Genomic DNA, 16,602 nt, shown 5'->3' with positions numbered 1-16,602 from the left:
TCACGCCGCGATCCGCCGCCCGGCCGGGACTCCGGCACCGGCCAGCACCGCACGGTAGTGCCCGATCAGCTCGTCGCCGACCGCCGCCCAGGTACGGTTGGCCACCCAGGTCCGGGCCGCGAGGCCGTATGCGCGGCGGCGCTGCGCGTCACCGGCCAGCTCGGCGACGGCGTCGGCGAGTGCGGCACCGTCCTCGGGCGGCACCAGGGTTCCGGTCACTCCGGGCTCGACCAGGTCGAGCGGGCCACCGGCGGCCGGTGCCACCACGGGCAGGCCGCTGGCCAGCGCCTCCTGGACGGTCTGGCCGAAGGTCTCGTACGGGCCGCTGTGCACGAAGATGTCCAGGCTGGCGTAGAGCCGGGCGAGTTCGTCGCCCTGCCGGGCGCCGAGGAAGGTGGCCTCGGGCAGGGCTCGTTCCAGGTCTCGCCGGGCCGGCCCGTCGCCGATGATCACCAGCCGTACGCCGGGCAGCCGGGAGGTGGCGGCCAGCAGTTCGACCCGCTTCTCCACCGCCAGCCGACCGACGTAGCCGACCAGCAGTTCCCCGCTCGGGGCGAGGGTGGCCCGCGTCTCGGCACTACGCAGCGCCGGGTCGAACCGAACGCTGTCGACCCCCCGCCGCCACAGCCAGACCCGCTGCACCCCGTGGGTGACCAGGTCGGCGGCGGACCGGGTGGACGGCGCGAGGGTACGGTCGGCGGCGTTGTGGATGTTGCGCAGCCAGCGCCAGGCGGCGGCCTCGCCCCAGCCGAGCCGGTAGTGGCGCGCGTACGCGGCCAGGTCGGTCTGGTAGACCGCCAGGGTCGGCAGGTCGAGTTGGCCGGCGACGGCCATGCCCCGGGCACCGAGCACGAACGGGCTCGCCAGGTGGACCACGTCCGGGGCGTGCTCGTTCAGTGCGTCGGCGAGCCGGGCGGACGGCAGCCCGAGCCGGAAGCTGCGGTAGCGCGGCACGGCCACGCTCGGCACCCGGATCACCGGGTACGGGTGGTCACCGGGGAAGCCACGGGTGGCTGACGACGGCGCCGGAGCGATCACGATCGGGGTGTGCCCCCGGTGGACCAGGTGCTCGGCGACGCGGACGACGGAGTGCGCCACACCGTTGACATCCGGCGGGAAGGACTCCGTGACGATCGCGATGCGCATGCGCTCACCGTGGAACCCGTGCTGGTGCGGCGGGCGACGGCTAGCTGACCGGTTGGCAAACAGTGCCGCACAAGATGTCGCCGTCGATGTCCGAACCGCGTCAGATGTCGTACCGGGCGCCGGGTCGGGCGATTTCCACCGGGCCGGCGAAGGCCGACGCGGCTGCCTCGTAGGTCAGTGCCTCGCTGCCCCAGGCGCTGACCAGGTGGGTCAGCACCAGCCGGCCGACCTCCGACTTGGTGGCGATCTCCCCGGCCTCGCGGCCGGTCAGGTGCAGGTCCGGGGGGTTGTCCACGCCGTCGAGGTAGCTCGCCTCGCAGAGGAAGACGTCGGCACCGTGAGCGAGTCGCAGCAGCGCCTCGCAGGGTGCGGTGTCCGAGGAGTACGCGAGCGACCGCCCGTTGTGCTCCAGCCGTACGCCGTAGGTTTCGACGGGGTGGTTGACCCGGTCGACGGTGACGGTGAACGGGCCGATCGGGAAGCTGCCCGGTTGGAGGCCGTAGAAGGTGTAGACATCGTCGACGCTCGTCTCGTCCTGGCTGTACGCACCGGCGAGCCGGTCCGGGGCGCCGGCCGGGGCGTACACCGGCAACGGCGGGTATGGCCCGTCGGGGGCGTACCGGCGCACCACGACGTAGGTGACGGCGTCGAGGATATGGTCACAGTGCAGGTGGGTGAGCAGAATCGCGTCGACCGCGTGCAGCCCGGCGTAGCGTTGCAGGGCGGTGAGTGAACCGGAGCCGAAGTCGACCAGCAGCCGGAATCCGTCAGCCTCGACCAGGTAGGCGGAACAGGCCGCCTCGGGACCGGGGAAGCTCCCGGCACAGCCCAGAACTGTCAGTCGCATCCGGTCGTCCTGAAGTTACCGATGGTCACGGACAGCCCGCCGACCAATGTATAGACGATCTCTGCCGGCGCCTCTGTCACGGTGCGCAGCCTACGCTTCGACACCGGGGGGCAAGAAAAAACTGCCGCTTGTTGTCGCCAAGGTGACACCGGCCCAACCACCGCCTCCCACTTGGGCCGAACGACTTCACCGGCCCCGCCGTTACGCCCTGTCACACCTGAGCGTTGCATCAGGTGACAAGGCCCGCCGGTGCCGGCGGGCGATGATCCGGACCAGGACGGTGCACCGTGCCCACCGAGGCTGATATGACGACCGGCGCCCCGCAGCGGGACACGGCCACGCCGACGGTCGTTCTCGGCACCGTACCGCTGGTGACGACCGGCGCGATCCGGCCGGCGACGCCCACCGGTCATCCGGTGGCCGCCGGCCCGCCGTGGACCGCGTACGCCACGGCGATCGCGACGGTGCGGCCCGCGTACGTCACGCCGGGCGACGGTTTCACCCCGTCACCACCGCCGGTGCCCTGGGCGGCGCCCACCGCGGACCACCCGATCTGCACCCGGCGCGCGGGTCCGCGTGGCACCAGCCGGCAGTTCCTCGGTGTGTGCGGCTGGGCGACCGCGCTGGGCCTGATCGGGCTCGCTACCGGGCTGCGGGGACTGGTGGCGATCGTCGCCGGGGTCGCTCCGGACTGGTACGAACCGATGATCGCCGGCGTCGGCCTGGGCGGCGTCGCGCTGACCATGGTCGCGTTCCTCTCCATCCGGCACCCTCGACTGCCCTGGATCATGCTGAGCCTGGCCACGCTACCGCTCGCCGTCAACCTGGCGGTGACCCTCGCCGCGCTGTAGGCGGCGCCGGTCGTCAGGCCCAGAGTTGCCCCTCCAGGGCCTCCTCCGCGTCGCCCAGGGTGCCGCCGTAGGCACCGGTCGAGAGGTACTTCCAGCCGCCGTCGGCGACCACGAACGCGACGTCGGCCCGGCGGCCGGCGCGTACCGCCTCGTGGGCGACGGCGAGCGCGGCGTGCAGGATGGCACCGGTGGAGAACCCGGCGAAGATGCCCTCGACCTCGACCAGTTGCCGGGTACGCAGCACCGCGTCCCGGGTCCCGACGGAGAACCGCCGGTTCAGTACGGTCGCGTCGTACAGCTCGGGCACGTAGCCCTCGTCGATGTTGCGCAGCCCGTAGACAAGCTCGCCGTACCTCGGCTCGGCGGCGACGATCTCGATGTCGTCGACCTTCTCCCGCAGGTAGCGGCCGGTGCCCATCAGGGTGCCGGTGGTGCCCAGCCCGGCGACGAAGTGGGTGATCGTCGGCAGGTCGTGCAGCAGTTCCGGCCCGGTGGTCTCGTAGTGCGCCCGCGCGTTGGCCTCGTTGCCGTACTGGAACAGCATCACCCAGTCCGGGTGCTCGGCCGCTATCTGCTTCGCGGTCGCCACCGCCTGGTTGGAGCCGCCCGCCGCCGGCGAGAAGATGATCTCGGCGCCGTACATCCGGAGCAGTTGGACCCGTTCGGCGGAGACGTTCTCCGGCATCACGCAGACCAGCCGGTAGCCGTGCAGCTTCGCCACCATGGCCAGCGCGATGCCGGTGTTTCCGCTGGTCGGTTCGAGGATGGTGTCACCGGGCCGAAGCCGACCGGCCGCCTCCGCCGCCCGGACCATGTACAGCGCCGGCCGGTCCTTGATGCTGCCGGTCGGGTTGCGGTCCTCAAGCTTGGCCCAGAGCCGCACCGGCGGTGCCCCTTCGGGCACCGTCGGCGAAAGACGCGGCAGACCCACCAGCGGCGTGCCGCCGGTGGCGTCGAGCAGGTTGTCGTACCGCGTCACGGCTGGTCGCCTCAGCGAGCGGTGACCGGTGCGCGGCGACCCGCTGCCGCGCTGTGCGGGCCGGTCGCCGCGGTGGCGGCGCCGTGCGACAGGATCGCCGCCGCCGCGGCGAAACCGAACGCGCCGCCGGCAACGGCCGGCAGGATGGTCACGGTGTCACCGTCGGCGACCTTCGCGTCCAGCGCGCCGAGGAAACGTACGTCCTCGTCGTTGACGTAGACGTTGACGAACCGGTGCAGCGCGCCCTCGTCGGTGACCAGCCGGCCGCGCAGGCCGGCGTGGTTGGAGTCCAGGTTGGACAGCAGCTCGGCCAGGGTGTCCCCGGCGCCTTCGACGATCTTCGCGCCGCCGGTGTAGCTGCGCAGGATGGTGGGGATGCGAACCTCGATGGCCATGGTGTTACTCCTAGAGATGCGACGGTTTCGGGGAAAGGAGGGACTACGGACAGGGCGCCACCCGCGAACGGGTCAGCGGCCGGAACACTCGTAGTCGACCGTCGTCGGGCTCTGCCCGAACATGTAGGACTGCACGGCGTGCGGGTCCACCCCGGCCTCGACGACCTGGACCGGCTCCTCGGTGACCACGCCGTCCACGATGCGGAACGAACGGATCTCCTCGGCGTCCGGGTCACGGGTGGAGACCAGCAGGTAGTGGGCACCCGGCTCACCGGCGAAGGAGACGTCGGTCCGGGACGGGTACGCCTCGGTCGCGGTGTGCGAGTGGTAGATCACCACCGGCTCCTCGTCCCGGTCGTCCATCTCCCGCCACACCCGCAGGTGCTCCATCGAGTCGAACTCGTAGAAGGTCATCGAGCGGGCGGCGTTGTCCATCGGGATGTGTCGGGTCGGCCGGTCGCTGCCGGCCGGGCCGGCGACCACACCGCAGGCCTCGTCGGGATGGTCCCGACGAGCATGCGCGACGATCGCGTCGCGGATCGCCCGGTCGATGCTCAGCACGGCACCAGCCTACCGCCTGTTTCCGCGCCCTCGCGGGGCCACCTCACCCGGTGGACCCCCCAACCGGGTTAACCCGGTCACTTGGAGGGAAGCTGTTGGTCGAGATGTGATCCAAGGAGGGCTCCGCACATGAAGAACCGCCGTATCGGTGCCGTCGAGGTGAGCGCGATCGGGCTCGGTGCCATGCCGATGTCGATCGAGGGCCGCCCGGAGGACGAGAGCCGGTCGATCCGGACCATCCACGCCGCGCTCGACGCCGGTGTCACCCTGATCGACACCGCGAACGCCTACCACCAGTACGCCGACGAGGTCGGCCACAACGAGTCGCTGATCGCCCGCGCGCTGTGCAGCTACGGTGGCGACACCTCGGACGTCCTCGTCGCCACGAAGGGCGGGATGTACCGGCCGGGCGACGGCAACTGGCTGACCAACGGCCGACCGGAGCACCTCCGGGCGGCCTGCGAGGCGTCGCTCAAGCGCCTCGGGGTCGACTCGATCGGCCTCTACCAGCACCACCGCCCCGACCCCTCGGTCCCGTACGCCGACTCGGTCGGTGCCGTACGCGACCTGCTGGACGAGGGCAAGATCCAGATGGCCGGCATCTCCAACGCCAACCCGGACCAGATCCGGCAGGCGCAGGAGATCCTCGGCGGCCGGCTGGTCTCGGTGCAGAACCAGTTCTCGCCCGCATTCCGCAGCTCCGAGCCGGAGCTGCTGCTCTGCGACGAGTTGGGCATCGCGTTCCTGCCCTGGTCGCCGCTGGGCGGAATCGCCCAGGCGGCCGAGCTGGGCAGCCGGTTCCAGCCGTTCGCCGACGTCGCCGCCTCGCGGGGCGTCAGCCCGCAGCAGATCTGCCTGGCCTGGCACCTGGCCCAGTCGCCGGTGGTCATCCCGATCCCCGGCGCGAGCCGGCCGGAGTCGATCCTCGACTCGGTGGCCGCCTCGGCGCTGACCCTGGACGACGACGAGCTGGCCGCTCTCACCTTCGGCTGAGCACGGTCACGCCGAAGGGCCCCGGGTTCCCGCCCGGAGCCCTTCGGCACGTGTCCCGCCTAGTCGACCAGGGCGTTGAGCAGGGACTCCTGGAGGTAGCCCAGGTAGGCGTAGACGGAGAGCTGGAACACCCGGCTCGATGTCGGGTCCTGGAGGATGGCCTGGTCGAGTTCGTCACCCAGGTCGGTGCCGTCCTTGATCTCCAGCCGTACGCCCATCGCCAGCCGGGCGTCGTTGAGGGCGCGCAGCCACGCCTCGGCCGCCTCGGCGTCCAGACGTACCTCACCGCCGGACTCCGGCGGCAGCCCGGCCAGGATTGCCCCGGCCTGGTCGATCTTGCCGGTCTTCAGGTCGCCCTCGGTGTAGCGGCGGAACTCGGCCGAGTTGGTCGGATCCTCGGGGTAGATGTCCGGGAAAAGCCGGCCGACCACCGGGTCGTCATGGTCGAAGCCGTCGGTGAGCAGGCCCACCACCTCGGCGGCGACCTTGCGCAGCACCCGTACCTCGTCTGCGGCGAACGTGGCCACGCAGTGTTCGCCGTACCGACGGAACATGCTCACTCCGATTCCCCGCTGCCCTCGTGCGCCCGGCCGACCCGATCCGCTCGTGCCCACTATTCACGATTGGTCGACCGTCGCCCACAGTCCGTACGCGTGCAACTGTGACGCGTCGTGCTCCATCCGCTCACGGGCGCCGCTGGACACCACCGCCCGGCCCTTGTGGTGTACGTCGAGCATGAGCTGCTCGGCCTTCTCGTGGCTGTAGCCGAAGAGTTTCTGCAACACCCAGGTGACGTACGACATCAGGTTCACCGGATCGTCCCAGACGATGGTGACCCAGGCCCGGTCGGCAACCGGCACCTCCTCGGTGGCCGGCGTCTCGACTGGTGCGATCTGGGGAGCCGCCATGCCCTCCATCGTGCCACTGCCCCACGGGAACTGTTGAACCGGAACGCCGCCGGTGTCCGGAAGTTGGCGCTCGGCCGGTCACGGGCCGACGACGGGACGCCGCTAGGCGAGCAGGATGCCGTGTTCGACGGCGTCGCCCAGCACCGTACCCAGGGACACCTGGACCGCCTCGAACCGCCGGGTCAGCTCGCGGGCCAGCTCCAGCTCGACCTCCCGCAGCGCCCGCTGGAGCCAGGACCGGGCCTTGGGCGTGTCGGCGTTCGCCGGGCCGCGCCAGTGCTGGTAGCAGCCGCCGGACAGGCCGGCGCCGATCGGCGGCAGGACCAGCCCACCGAGCTCACCGGGGTACACCGCCAGCGCCGACACCGCCTGTGCGCCGGTGACCGCGGCGACCCCGCCGGTGCTCGTGACGAGCAACACCCGGGCCAGTTCGCGCCCGCCGCGCTCCTCGGCGATACCCCACCGTACGGCGACCGCGACCCGCCGACGTACGGCCTCGTCCGGCTCCTCGCCGAAGACGCGGGTGAGGGTCTCGGTCAGGATCCGCTCCACGCCCCGGTCGGACTCGGCGACCGCGCGCAGCGACAGCGCGTGCAGTTCCCGGTCCAGCGCCGCCGGCAGGGCCCGGCAGCCGCCACCGAAGACGAGTTCCTGCACACACCGCAGGTGGATGTGGGCGAGTTCGAGCGCGAGGTGCTGGCGGAGCCGGTGGGCGCGGGTGTGCACCTCCCGGTCGAGCCAGTCGGCCCAGTCCGAGTCCGGCTCGGTCGGCGCGACCCGCACCGTACGGCCCGCGTTCGGGGGCACCGGCGGATTCGCCGCGATCCGTCGCATCGCCTCCCGCTCCGCCCAGACGGTCAGCGCGTCACGCAACTGTCCGGTGTACCCGCCCCGCGGGTCCAGGGCGAACCAGCCGGCGTCGGCCAGCACCGGCACGGCGGCCAGCAGGGCCGCCCGGTGGGCGTCGAGGATGATGCTCGTGGGGCTGGGACCGGCCGGGTCGAGCAGATAGCCGATCTCCGGCCCGAGGTCGTCGTCCGGGTGCGACGGGCCCGACCCGGCACCGCCGCCGACCTCCGGCCAGCCGTCCGCGCCGGGCGTCACCGCGAAGAAGACCCTCGCCTCGCCCTGTGCTACCTGGGTGAGCAGGTCCAGGTCGGCGACGCCCAGACACTGGTCGGCGGCGATCACGAAGAGCAGCGCACCGGCTCGTTCGACCACGTCGAGCAGGACCCGGTTGCCGGCCAGCCCGAGATCGCCGGTGTCCGGCACGTTGACCAGGTCGAAGCGGCGCAACAGTGGTTCGGGACGGGTCATTTCCACCCGGCGGGGCGGGCGAGCCAGGGCCGGACCGCCGTCGGTGGCGTAGCCGTGCGGGTCCCGGTAGCCGGGGACGTAGGCCGCGCCGGTGACCCGTCGGCCGTGGCGGACCACCAGGTAGCTGCCCTCCGGCACGCGCAGGTCGGTCTCGTCCGCGCCGAGCAGGGCGGCGATGACGGCGGCGCGACCGGCTCCGGCGGGACCGACGGCCACCACCGCCAGCGGTTCGTCGGGTGCGGCGTCGACCAGCGCCTCGTCGACCCGTGGCCGTCCGGGGCGGGTCGGCGCGGTGCCGGGCTCCGGGCGTACCGCTGCCGGGCCCGGCGTGTCCCGCGGCCGGTCCGGGCCGGTCGCGGAGCCGTCGAAGGTACGGACCGGGCGGCCGGAACCGGTGCTGCTGTACCGCGGGCCGGACTCCATGCGGCGGCCTCCCTGACCAATGGCGGGTCCGGCGGATCACGTCGGACAGGTACGAGTCCGGCATTCACACCGGCGGAGAGAACGCTACGTGTCGATACCCGCACGCTGCGAGGAACTTTGTTACTCATCGGTCAGCGTGGCCCTACTCAACTCCGGCGCGTCGCGGATCGCACCTGGAACGAGTCAGATCGATATGCTGCGTGGATGGCGATGCCTCTGTGGAACTTCGTCGGCCGCTCGGCTGAACTCGACCGCCTGACCGCCGCCGCCACCAATTCACGCGGTCGAGGGGTCATTCTCAGGGGCGACGCCGGGATCGGCAAGAGCAGACTCCTCCGGGAGGCCGTCAAACTCCTGCCGCAGGACCGGTACGCGGTCTGGCGGACCTCCGGCAACATCGCCACCAGCGGCCTGCCGTTCGGTGGGCTGGCCCAGGTGCTGCCCGCCGACCAACCGGCCGGACTCACCGGCGCGGGCGTACTGCGCTGGGCGCTCGACGCGCTGCACCAGCAGGCCGCCGGGCGGACCATTGTGCTCGCCATCGACGACGCCCACCTGCTCGACCAGTCCTCGGCCGCGCTGGTCTACCTGATCGCGCACGCGGAGAACGCCAAGGTGCTCTGCACGGTCCGCAGCGGCGAGGAGATCCCGTCGTCGATCCGGGCACTGTGGAGGGACGACCTGGTCGAGCACATCGACCTGCCCCCGATGGGGCTGCCCGAGGCGCACCGGCTGCTCAACGAGATGCTCGGCGGCCAACTCGACCGCATCTCCGCCGACCGGCTCTACCGGTACGCCCAGGGCAACGCGCTGATGCTGCGCGAACTGGTGCTCGCCGCGATGACCGGCAACGAGCTGGTGGAGAGCGAGTTCGGCACCTGGACCTGGACCCGGACCGCTCCGGTGGCGATGGCCCCGAGCCTGGAGCAGCTGATCGACACCCGGATCGGCGCGCTCAGTCCGGGCGTGGGCCGGGTCCTCGAACTGGTCGCCTTCGGCGAACCGATCGGGCTGAAGCTGCTCCAGAAGGCCACCGACGAGGCCGACGTGGACACGGCCATGGAGCGGGGCCTGATCCGCGAACGGCGCGACGACCGCCGCACCGACGTACGGCTGGCCCACCCGCTCTACGGCGACCTGGTCCGTAAGAAGTGCCCGGCGACGCGAGCCCGGCGACTCAAGGAAGAACTCGCCGACCTGTTCGAACAGGCCGGCAAGAAACGCCGCGACGACCTGCTGCGGCTGACCGTCTGGCGGCTCGACTCCGACACCCCGCAGGACGCCGTCCTGCTGATCCACGCGGCCGGGCAGGCGTTCGGCCGGTTCGACGTACCGCTCGCCTCCCGGCTGGCCCAGGCCGCGCTGGACAACGGCGGCGGGTTCGATGCCGCCGAACTGCTCGCCACCATCCTGATGTTCAACGACCAGCCGGACAAGGCGATCTCGATCCTCGACGTCGCCGCCGAGGAGATCGACTCCGACCAACGACGCGGCCGGTGGCTGACCGTACGCGGGATGGTGACCTACTGGGGGCTGAGCCAGCAGTCGACGGTGAAGGAGATATCGGCCGCCGCCGAGCAGCTCACCGACCCGCCGGCCCGCGCCCGGGTACGCGCATTCGAGGCGATCATGCGCCTGCACCAGCTCGACTTCGCCGAGGCGCTGCGGTTGAGCCGGGCCGTGCTGGACCGGCCGGCGGCCACCCTGGCCGCCCGTGGGCTGGCCCGGTGCACGATCGCGCACCTTCAGGCGGCCCGGGGTGAACTGCTGCACAGCGGTCGGGCGGTCGCCGGGGTGGAGGCGGAGGCCGCGCTGTGGCGTAACGACATGCCGTACCTGCAACTCGCGCTGGAACTGGCTCGGGGCACCCGGCTCGCGCTCGCCGGTGACCTGCACGGCATCGACGCGATAGTGGCCGCCGAGTTCGCCGACCTGGCGGTGGCCGGGGACTTCCGGCTCGGCTCCGGCTATCTGTCCATCCTGCGCGCCCAGGCGGCCCGACTGCGCGGCCGGACCGCGGAGGCGTTCCGGAGCAGCACGGACGCCTGCGCGGTGCTCGCCACCAGCCCGGTCTTCGCCGGTCTGGCGCACGCCGAACGGGCCCACGCGGCGGCCCTGTGCGGCGACACCGCCACGGCCATCGACGCGATGGGCGCGTCCGACCGGGCGCACACGCCCGGTATGGCGATCCTCTACCCGTGGCGGGAGCAGGCGCGGGCCGCGGTGCTGGCGGCGACCGGTGACCTCGACGGCGCCGCCGCCAACCTCGGCAAGCTGGTCGAGCAGCTGCGCGAGCACCGGCTCGGCGGGCACGAGGTGCTGGCCCTGCACGACCTGGTCCGGCTGGACCGGGCCGACCGGGAGATCGGTCGGGCCACCCGGGAGGGTCGACGGCAGACCGTGGCGAACCGGCTCACCGAGCTGACCGAGACTGTCGAGGGCGCGCTGCCGCCGCTGCTGGCCCGGCACGGCCGGGCGGTGGTGGCCCGCTCCGGCGACGACCTGCTCACGGTCGCGGCCAGCTTCGAGGAACTGGAGCTGACGCTGTTCGCCGCCGAGGCGACGGCGATGGCGGTGGCCCGGCTCCGCGAGGCCAAGTCGCCGCGCGCGCACGAGGCCACCGTACGGCTGAGCGCGCTGCTGGAGCGCTGCGAGGACGTACGCACTCCGGCGCTGACCGCCGAGCAGCCGGCGCTGACCGATCGGGAGCGGCAGATCGCCCGGCTGGCCGCCGGTGGCATACCGAGCCGCAACATCGCGGAGCAGCTCTACATCTCCACCCGCACGGTGGAGAACCATCTTCAGCGGGTCTACACCAAGCTCGGCGTCACCGGGCGCGGGGAACTGTGGCCGGCGTTGCGGGCCCTTCCGGACCACGACGGCAAGACCACTGGATGAACGCCTGTGGTCATGCCATCCCGCCCGAAACGGCACACCCTTAGTCTGGACCGGTGAGCAATCCCCATTCCTCGTTGCTGACCGACCACTACGAGCTGACCATGGTCAGTGCCGCTCTCAAGGACGGCACCGCCGACCGCCAGTGCGTCTTCGAGGTGTTCACCCGCCGGCTGCCCACCGGCCGTCGGTACGGCGTGGTCGCCGGCACGGCCCGCCTGGTGGAGCTGATCAGGGAGTTCCGCTTCGATGCCGCCGAGGTGGACTGGCTGCGTACGGCCGGGGTGGTGGACGAGCAGACCGCCGCCTGGCTGTCCCGGTTCCGCTTCACCGGCGACATCGAGGGGTACGCCGAGGGTGAGCTGTTCTTTCCCGGTTCGCCGATCCTGACCGTCTCGGGCACCTTCGCCGAGTGCGTGGTGCTGGAGACGCTGGCCCTGTCGGTGCTCAACCACGACTGTGCGATCGCCGCCGCGGCGGCCCGGATGGTGACCGCCGCCCGTGGCCGTACGGTGATCGAGATGGGTTCCCGGCGGGCGCACGAGGAGGCCGCGGTCGCCGCCGCCCGGTCGGCGTACCTGGCCGGTTTCGGCTTCACCTCCAACCTGGCCGCCGGCCGCCGTTACGGCATCCCGACGGCGGGCACCGCCGCGCACGCGTTCACACTGCTGCACGACGACGAGGCGGCGGCGTTCGCCTCCCAGGTGGCGGCCCAGGGCAAGGGCACGACGCTGCTGGTCGACACGTACGACATCGCGCAGGGCATCCGGAACGCGATAGCGGTCGCCGGGCCGGACCTGCGGGCGATCCGGATCGACTCGGGTGACCTGTCGGTGCTGGCGCACCACTCGCGGGAACTGCTCGACTCGCTCGGCGCCACCGAAACGAAGATCATCGTTTCCGGTGACCTGGACGAGTACGCCATCGCCGCGCTCGCCGCCGAACCGGTTGACATGTACGGCGCCGGGACCGCGGTGGTCACCGGCTCCGGCGCGCCCACCGCCGGGCTGGTCTACAAGCTGGTCGAGGTCGACGGTCGGCCGGTGGTGAAACGGTCGGAGAACAAGGCGACCGTCGGCGGCCGCAAGGTCGCTATCCGCCGGCACAAGCCGACCGGTACGGCGACCGAGGAGATAGTGGTCTCCCAGGGGGTGCCCGACCACCGGTCCAACGACCGGTTGCTTCAGCGCAGTTACGTGATCGCGGGCGATCCGGTGGACCTGCCCGGCCTGGTCGAGTCCCGCGAGCACCTGCGGCAGTGCCTCATCTCGATCCCCTGGGAGGGACTCAAGCTCTCCGCCGGCGACCCGACCATCCCGGTCACCGTGGTCCCCACGACCTGACCCGGAACCGACGCACAAGACCTGACCCGGAACCGACGCACAAGACGTGACCCGGAACCGACGCGAAGAGCGTGACCCGGAACCGACGCGAAGAGCGTGACCCGAAACCGACGCGAAAGGCGTAATCCAGACATGAGCAGAGCACTGATCGTCGTCGACGTGCAGAACGACTTCTGCGAGGGCGGGTCGCTCGCCGTCGGCGGCGGTGCCGGGGTGGCGGCGGGAATCTCCGATCTCCTCGCCGCCGAACCGGACCGGTGGCAGCACGTCGTGGCGACCAAGGACTACCACGTCGATCCCGGCGCCCACTTCGGCGATCCGGCGGACTACGTGGACTCCTGGCCGGAGCACTGCGTGGCCGGCACACCCGGTGCGGACTTCCACCCGAACCTGCGTACGGACCCGATCGAGGAGGTCTTCCGCAAGGGGGAACGGTCGGCGGCGTACTCCGGGTTCGAGGGGATGTCCGACGGCGGTGAGGGCCTGGCCGCCTGGTTGCGCGGGCGCGGGGTCGACGCGGTCGACGTGGTCGGCATCGCCACCGACCACTGCGTACGGGCGACCGCGCTGGACGCCGCCCGGGAGGGCTTCGACACCACGGTCCTGCTCGACCTGACCGCCGGGGTGGCCCCGCACACCACCCGGGAGACCGTCGCCGAGCTGGGCGAGGCGGGGATCACACTTCGGGGCGAACCGGTGCTCCGGGGCCGCTGAGCGGGGCCGCTCCGGCGAAACCCGGTGGCGCCGCGGTCCCACCCCTGGGCCAAGATGGTCCGGGAGGTACGGACCGTGTTGGATTTGAAGCCTTACCGCACTGTGCTCGCGCTGCCCGGACTCAGGCCGTTGCTGCTGGTGTCGATCCTGGCCAGGGTGCCGATCGCGGCCTCCGCCGTGGTGCTGACCCTGCACGTGGTCGGCCTGGGTTACGGCTATGCCGCCGCCGGGGCCGCCGGGGGTGTGATGACGATCGGCTCGGCCGTCGGCGCGCCCCTGCTGGGGCGGTTGGTCGACCGGCGCGGCCTGCGCCCGGTGCTGCTGCTGACCACCGTCGCGTCGGCGGTCTTCTGGGTCGCCGCACCGAGCCTGTCGTACCCGGTCCTGCTCGGCTCGGTGCTGTTCGGCGGCCTGCTCACGCTGCCGGTCTTCTCCGTGGTGAGGCAGTCGATCGCCGCGCTGGTCCCGCCGCCGCAGCGCCGGCAGGCGTACGCGCTGGACTCGATGTCGGTCGAGGTGTCCTTCATGACCGGGCCGGCGCTGGCCGTGCTGCTGGCCACCGCCGTCTCGCCGGAGATCACCATGTACGCCATCGGTGCCGGCATGGTCCTGTCCGGGGTGCTGCTGTTCCTGCTCGACCCGCCGACCCGGACCGAGGCGGAGGCGACCGCGCCACCCGTACGGATCGCCCGGCGGGAATGGCTCACCCCGCGCCTGATCGGGCTGCTGGCGCTCAGCGCGGCCGGCACACTGGTGCTCGGCGGTACGGATGTTTCCGTGGTGGCGATCCTGCGCGACTCCGACCAGGTCGGCTGGACCGGGGCGGTGCTCTCGGTGTGGGCCGCCTACTCACTGGTCGGCGGCTTCGCGTACGGTGCGCTGTCCCGCTCGGTGTCGCCGCTGCTGCTGACCGTTCTGCTCGGCCTGGCCACCATTCCGGTCGGCCTCGGCGGCAGCCACTGGTGGCTGCTCAGCCTCGTCCTGCTGCCGGCCGGTGCACTCTGCGCACCGACCCTGGCCGCCACCGCCGACGCGGTGAGCCGCCTCGCCCCGGCCGCCGTACGCGGCGAGGCGATGGGCCTGCACGGCTCGGCGATCACCGTCGGCGTAGCCCTCGGCGCCCCCCTGGCCGGTGCCGTGATCGACGCCTCCTCCCCCCTCTGGGGCTTCGCCGCCACCGGCCTCCTAGGCACCCTAACCGCCCTCCTGGTCCTCCCCCTCCACCGTTCCCCCCGCTCCCCCTCCCCCAAAGACGCGTTGATCATGAAGTTAGCGCGCTCTGAGCGCGAAAAATCGTCGCTAACTTCATGATCAACGCGAGAGGCGCCGGGGTGGGGGGATACGCGAAAGGCGCCGGTCCCGGTGGGGGCGGCGCCTTTCGGTGGGGTTGGGGTGTTAGGGGCGGTCTAGGTTGGTGGCGGTGTCTTCCTGGTAGCTGGCGCCGCCGTCGGACTCGCTGGTGAGGGGCTTGGCGCCGCCTTCGGGGGGGCCGGCCAGGGAGTGGCCGGCGGCCAGTTCCGGGAACTTGAGGTCGAATGCCGGGCGCTCGGAGCGGATCCGGGGCATCCGGTCGAAGTTACGCAGCGGCGGCGGCGAGCTGGTCGCCCACTCCAGCGAGTTGCCGTGACCCCACGGGTCGTCGACCTCGACCACCGGACCGGTCTTGTACGACTTCCAGACGTTGTAGATGAACGGCAACGTCGAGATACCGGTGATGAACGCGCCGATGGTGGAGATCGTGTTCAGCGTGGTGAAGCCGTCTCCGGGCAGGTAGTCGGCGTACCGCCGGGGCATGCCCTCGGCGCCGAGCCAGTGCTGCACCAGGAAGGTGGTGTGGAAGCCGACCATGGTGAGCCAGAAGTGCACCTTGCCCAGGCGCTCGTCCAGCATCCGGCCGAACATCTTCGGGAACCAGAAGTAGATGCCGGCGAAGACGGCGAACACGATGGTGCCGAACAGTACGTAGTGGAAGTGCGCCACCACGAAGTACGTGTCGGAGACGTGGAAGTCGACCGGCGGGCTGGCCAGCAGTACGCCGGAGAGGCCGCCGAAGAGGAACGTGACCAGGAAGCCGACCGCCCAGAGCATGGGCGCCTCGAAGCTGATCTGGCCCCGCCACATGGTGCCGATCCAGTTGAAGAACTTCATGCCGGTCGGTACGGCGATGAGGAAGCTCAGGAACGAGAAGAACGGCAGCAGCACCTGGCCGGTGGCGAACATGTGGTGCGCCCAGACGCTCATCGACAGCGCGGCGATAGCGATCATCGCGCCGACCATGCCCTTGTAGCCGAACATCGGCTTGCGGGAGAAGACCGGGATGACCTCGCTGATGATGCCGAAGAACGGTAGCGCGACGATGTAGACCTCGGGATGGCCGAAGAACCAGAAGAGGTGCTGCCAGAGCATCGGTCCGCCGGTGGCCGCGTCGAAGACGTGCGCGCCGAGGATGCGGTCCGCGGCGAGCGCGAACAGGGCCGCCGCGAGCAGCGGGAAGACCATGATCACCAGAAGGCTGGTGACCAGGATCGACCAACTGAAGATCGACATCCGGAACATCGTCATGCCGGGCGCACGCAGCGTGAGGATCGTAGTGATCATGTTCACGCCGCCGAGGATGGTGCCCAGACCGGAGATGGCCAGGCCGACGATCCACATGTTGGCGCCGACACCCGGCGAGTTCTCCACACTGCTCAGCGGCGCGTACGCGAACCAGCCGAAGTCGGCCGCGCCACCCGGGCTCGCGAAGCCGCCGAGCGCCATCGTCCCGCCGAACAGGTAGAGCCAGTAGGCGAAGCTGTTCAACCGGGGGAACGACACGTCCGGCGCGCCGATCTGCAACGGCACCACGTAGTTCGCGAACGCGAACACGATCGGCGTCGCGAAGAACAGCAGCATGATCGTGCCGTGCATGGTGAACAGCTGGTTGTACTGCTCGGCCGACAGGAACTGTAGGCCCGGTCGGGCCAGCTCGGCGCGCATGAGCAGCGCCATCAGGCCGCCGATCATGAAGAACGCGAAAGCCGTGATCATGTACATGATCCCGATCTGCTTCGCGTCCGTCGTACGCAGCAGCCGCGCGATGGCCGAACCCTTTACCGGCTGGCGGACCGGCCAGGGCCGGGTCACGATCGGCTTCGGTGCGACGGTGGTCACGAGTGGCCTCCGGTTCTCGTTAGTCCCACTGCGCCCACAGATCTGATCCGCACGCGCTGTTGATTCTCTGTTGGCCG

15 protein-coding genes are annotated in these 16,602 nt (G+C 71.2%); 6 read left to right on the top strand and 9 right to left on the bottom strand.

From position 1 onward, the window contains the following. Entirely contained in the window at window positions 1-1,146 is a 1,146-nt protein-coding gene (locus OG792_RS05390) for a glycosyltransferase family 4 protein (RefSeq protein ID WP_329107903.1), read from the bottom strand. A 100-nt stretch (window positions 1,147-1,246) separates the two neighbouring features. Further along, a complete protein-coding gene (locus OG792_RS05385; RefSeq protein ID WP_329107901.1) occupies window positions 1,247-1,993 on the bottom strand; it encodes an MBL fold metallo-hydrolase in 747 nt (248 codons plus the stop codon). Between the two features lie 287 nt (window positions 1,994-2,280). On the opposite strand from OG792_RS05385, the gene OG792_RS05380 reads away from it, so the two are divergent. Then, window positions 2,281-2,844 carry a hypothetical protein gene (locus OG792_RS05380; protein WP_329107899.1) on the top strand — a complete coding sequence of 188 codons (564 nt, stop codon included), beginning with the start codon at window positions 2,281-2,283 and terminating at the stop codon, window positions 2,842-2,844. Between the two features lie 13 nt (window positions 2,845-2,857). Here the strand turns inward: OG792_RS05380 and OG792_RS05375 are convergent, their stop codons facing one another. The 3 genes from OG792_RS05375 to OG792_RS05365 all read right to left on the bottom strand — a co-directional run bounded on the left by OG792_RS05375 (window position 2,858) and on the right by OG792_RS05365 (window position 4,779). Then, window positions 2,858-3,823, bottom strand: a complete 966-nt coding sequence (locus OG792_RS05375) for a PLP-dependent cysteine synthase family protein (RefSeq protein WP_329107897.1) — start codon at window positions 3,821-3,823, stop codon at window positions 2,858-2,860. Window positions 3,824-3,834: 11 nt separating this feature from the next. Next, entirely contained in the window at window positions 3,835-4,218 is a 384-nt protein-coding gene (locus tag OG792_RS05370; protein ID WP_329107894.1) for a MoaD/ThiS family protein, read from the bottom strand. 72 nt (window positions 4,219-4,290) lie between these two features. Then, window positions 4,291-4,779 (bottom strand): M67 family metallopeptidase, encoded by a 489-nt coding sequence (locus tag OG792_RS05365; RefSeq protein WP_329107893.1) that lies wholly within the window; start codon window positions 4,777-4,779, stop codon window positions 4,291-4,293. Between the two features lie 129 nt (window positions 4,780-4,908). On the opposite strand from OG792_RS05365, the gene OG792_RS05360 reads away from it, so the two are divergent. Beyond that, window positions 4,909-5,772 (top strand): aldo/keto reductase, encoded by an 864-nt coding sequence (locus tag OG792_RS05360; protein ID WP_329107891.1) that lies wholly within the window; start codon window positions 4,909-4,911, stop codon window positions 5,770-5,772. 59 nt (window positions 5,773-5,831) lie between these two features. On the opposite strand, the gene OG792_RS05355 is transcribed toward OG792_RS05360, so the two are convergent. The 3 genes from OG792_RS05355 to OG792_RS05345 form a co-directional block, all read right to left on the bottom strand. Next, window positions 5,832-6,326, bottom strand: coding sequence for a DUF2017 domain-containing protein (locus OG792_RS05355; protein ID WP_329111126.1), 495 nt, complete (start codon window positions 6,324-6,326; stop codon window positions 5,832-5,834). 63 nt (window positions 6,327-6,389) lie between these two features. Beyond that, window positions 6,390-6,680, bottom strand: a complete 291-nt coding sequence (clpS, locus tag OG792_RS05350) for an ATP-dependent Clp protease adapter ClpS (RefSeq protein ID WP_329107889.1) — start codon at window positions 6,678-6,680, stop codon at window positions 6,390-6,392. Window positions 6,681-6,782: 102 nt separating this feature from the next. Then, window positions 6,783-8,420 carry a hypothetical protein gene (locus OG792_RS05345; RefSeq protein WP_329107887.1) on the bottom strand — a complete coding sequence of 546 codons (1,638 nt, stop codon included), beginning with the start codon at window positions 8,418-8,420 and terminating at the stop codon, window positions 6,783-6,785. A gap of 204 nt (window positions 8,421-8,624) precedes the next feature. On the opposite strand from OG792_RS05345, the gene OG792_RS05340 reads away from it, so the two are divergent. The 4 genes from OG792_RS05340 to OG792_RS05325 all read left to right on the top strand — a co-directional run bounded on the left by OG792_RS05340 (window position 8,625) and on the right by OG792_RS05325 (window position 14,683). Next, window positions 8,625-11,318 carry a helix-turn-helix transcriptional regulator gene (locus OG792_RS05340; RefSeq protein ID WP_329107885.1) on the top strand — a complete coding sequence of 898 codons (2,694 nt, stop codon included), beginning with the start codon at window positions 8,625-8,627 and terminating at the stop codon, window positions 11,316-11,318. A 53-nt stretch (window positions 11,319-11,371) separates the two neighbouring features. Then, window positions 11,372-12,658, top strand: a complete 1,287-nt coding sequence (locus OG792_RS05335) for a nicotinate phosphoribosyltransferase (RefSeq protein ID WP_329107883.1) — start codon at window positions 11,372-11,374, stop codon at window positions 12,656-12,658. Between the two features lie 132 nt (window positions 12,659-12,790). Beyond that, window positions 12,791-13,372, top strand: a complete 582-nt coding sequence (locus OG792_RS05330; protein WP_329107881.1) for an isochorismatase family protein — start codon at window positions 12,791-12,793, stop codon at window positions 13,370-13,372. A 54-nt stretch (window positions 13,373-13,426) separates the two neighbouring features. Then, window positions 13,427-14,683 carry an MFS transporter gene (locus tag OG792_RS05325; RefSeq protein WP_329111125.1) on the top strand — a complete coding sequence of 419 codons (1,257 nt, stop codon included), beginning with the start codon at window positions 13,427-13,429 and terminating at the stop codon, window positions 14,681-14,683. Between the two features lie 84 nt (window positions 14,684-14,767). Here OG792_RS05325 and ctaD read toward each other — a convergent pair whose 3' ends face one another. Next, a complete protein-coding gene (ctaD, locus tag OG792_RS05320; protein ID WP_329107879.1) occupies window positions 14,768-16,525 on the bottom strand; it encodes an aa3-type cytochrome oxidase subunit I in 1,758 nt (585 codons plus the stop codon). Between the last annotated feature and the right edge of the window lie 77 nt (window positions 16,526-16,602).

This window comes from Micromonospora sp. NBC_01699 (assembly GCF_036250065.1).
In the GTDB taxonomy this organism is placed as follows: Bacteria; Actinomycetota; Actinomycetes; order Mycobacteriales; family Micromonosporaceae; genus Micromonospora_G.
Note: the sequence above shows the minus strand (reverse complement) of the source record. Positions and strands in the feature narration are given on the sequence as shown.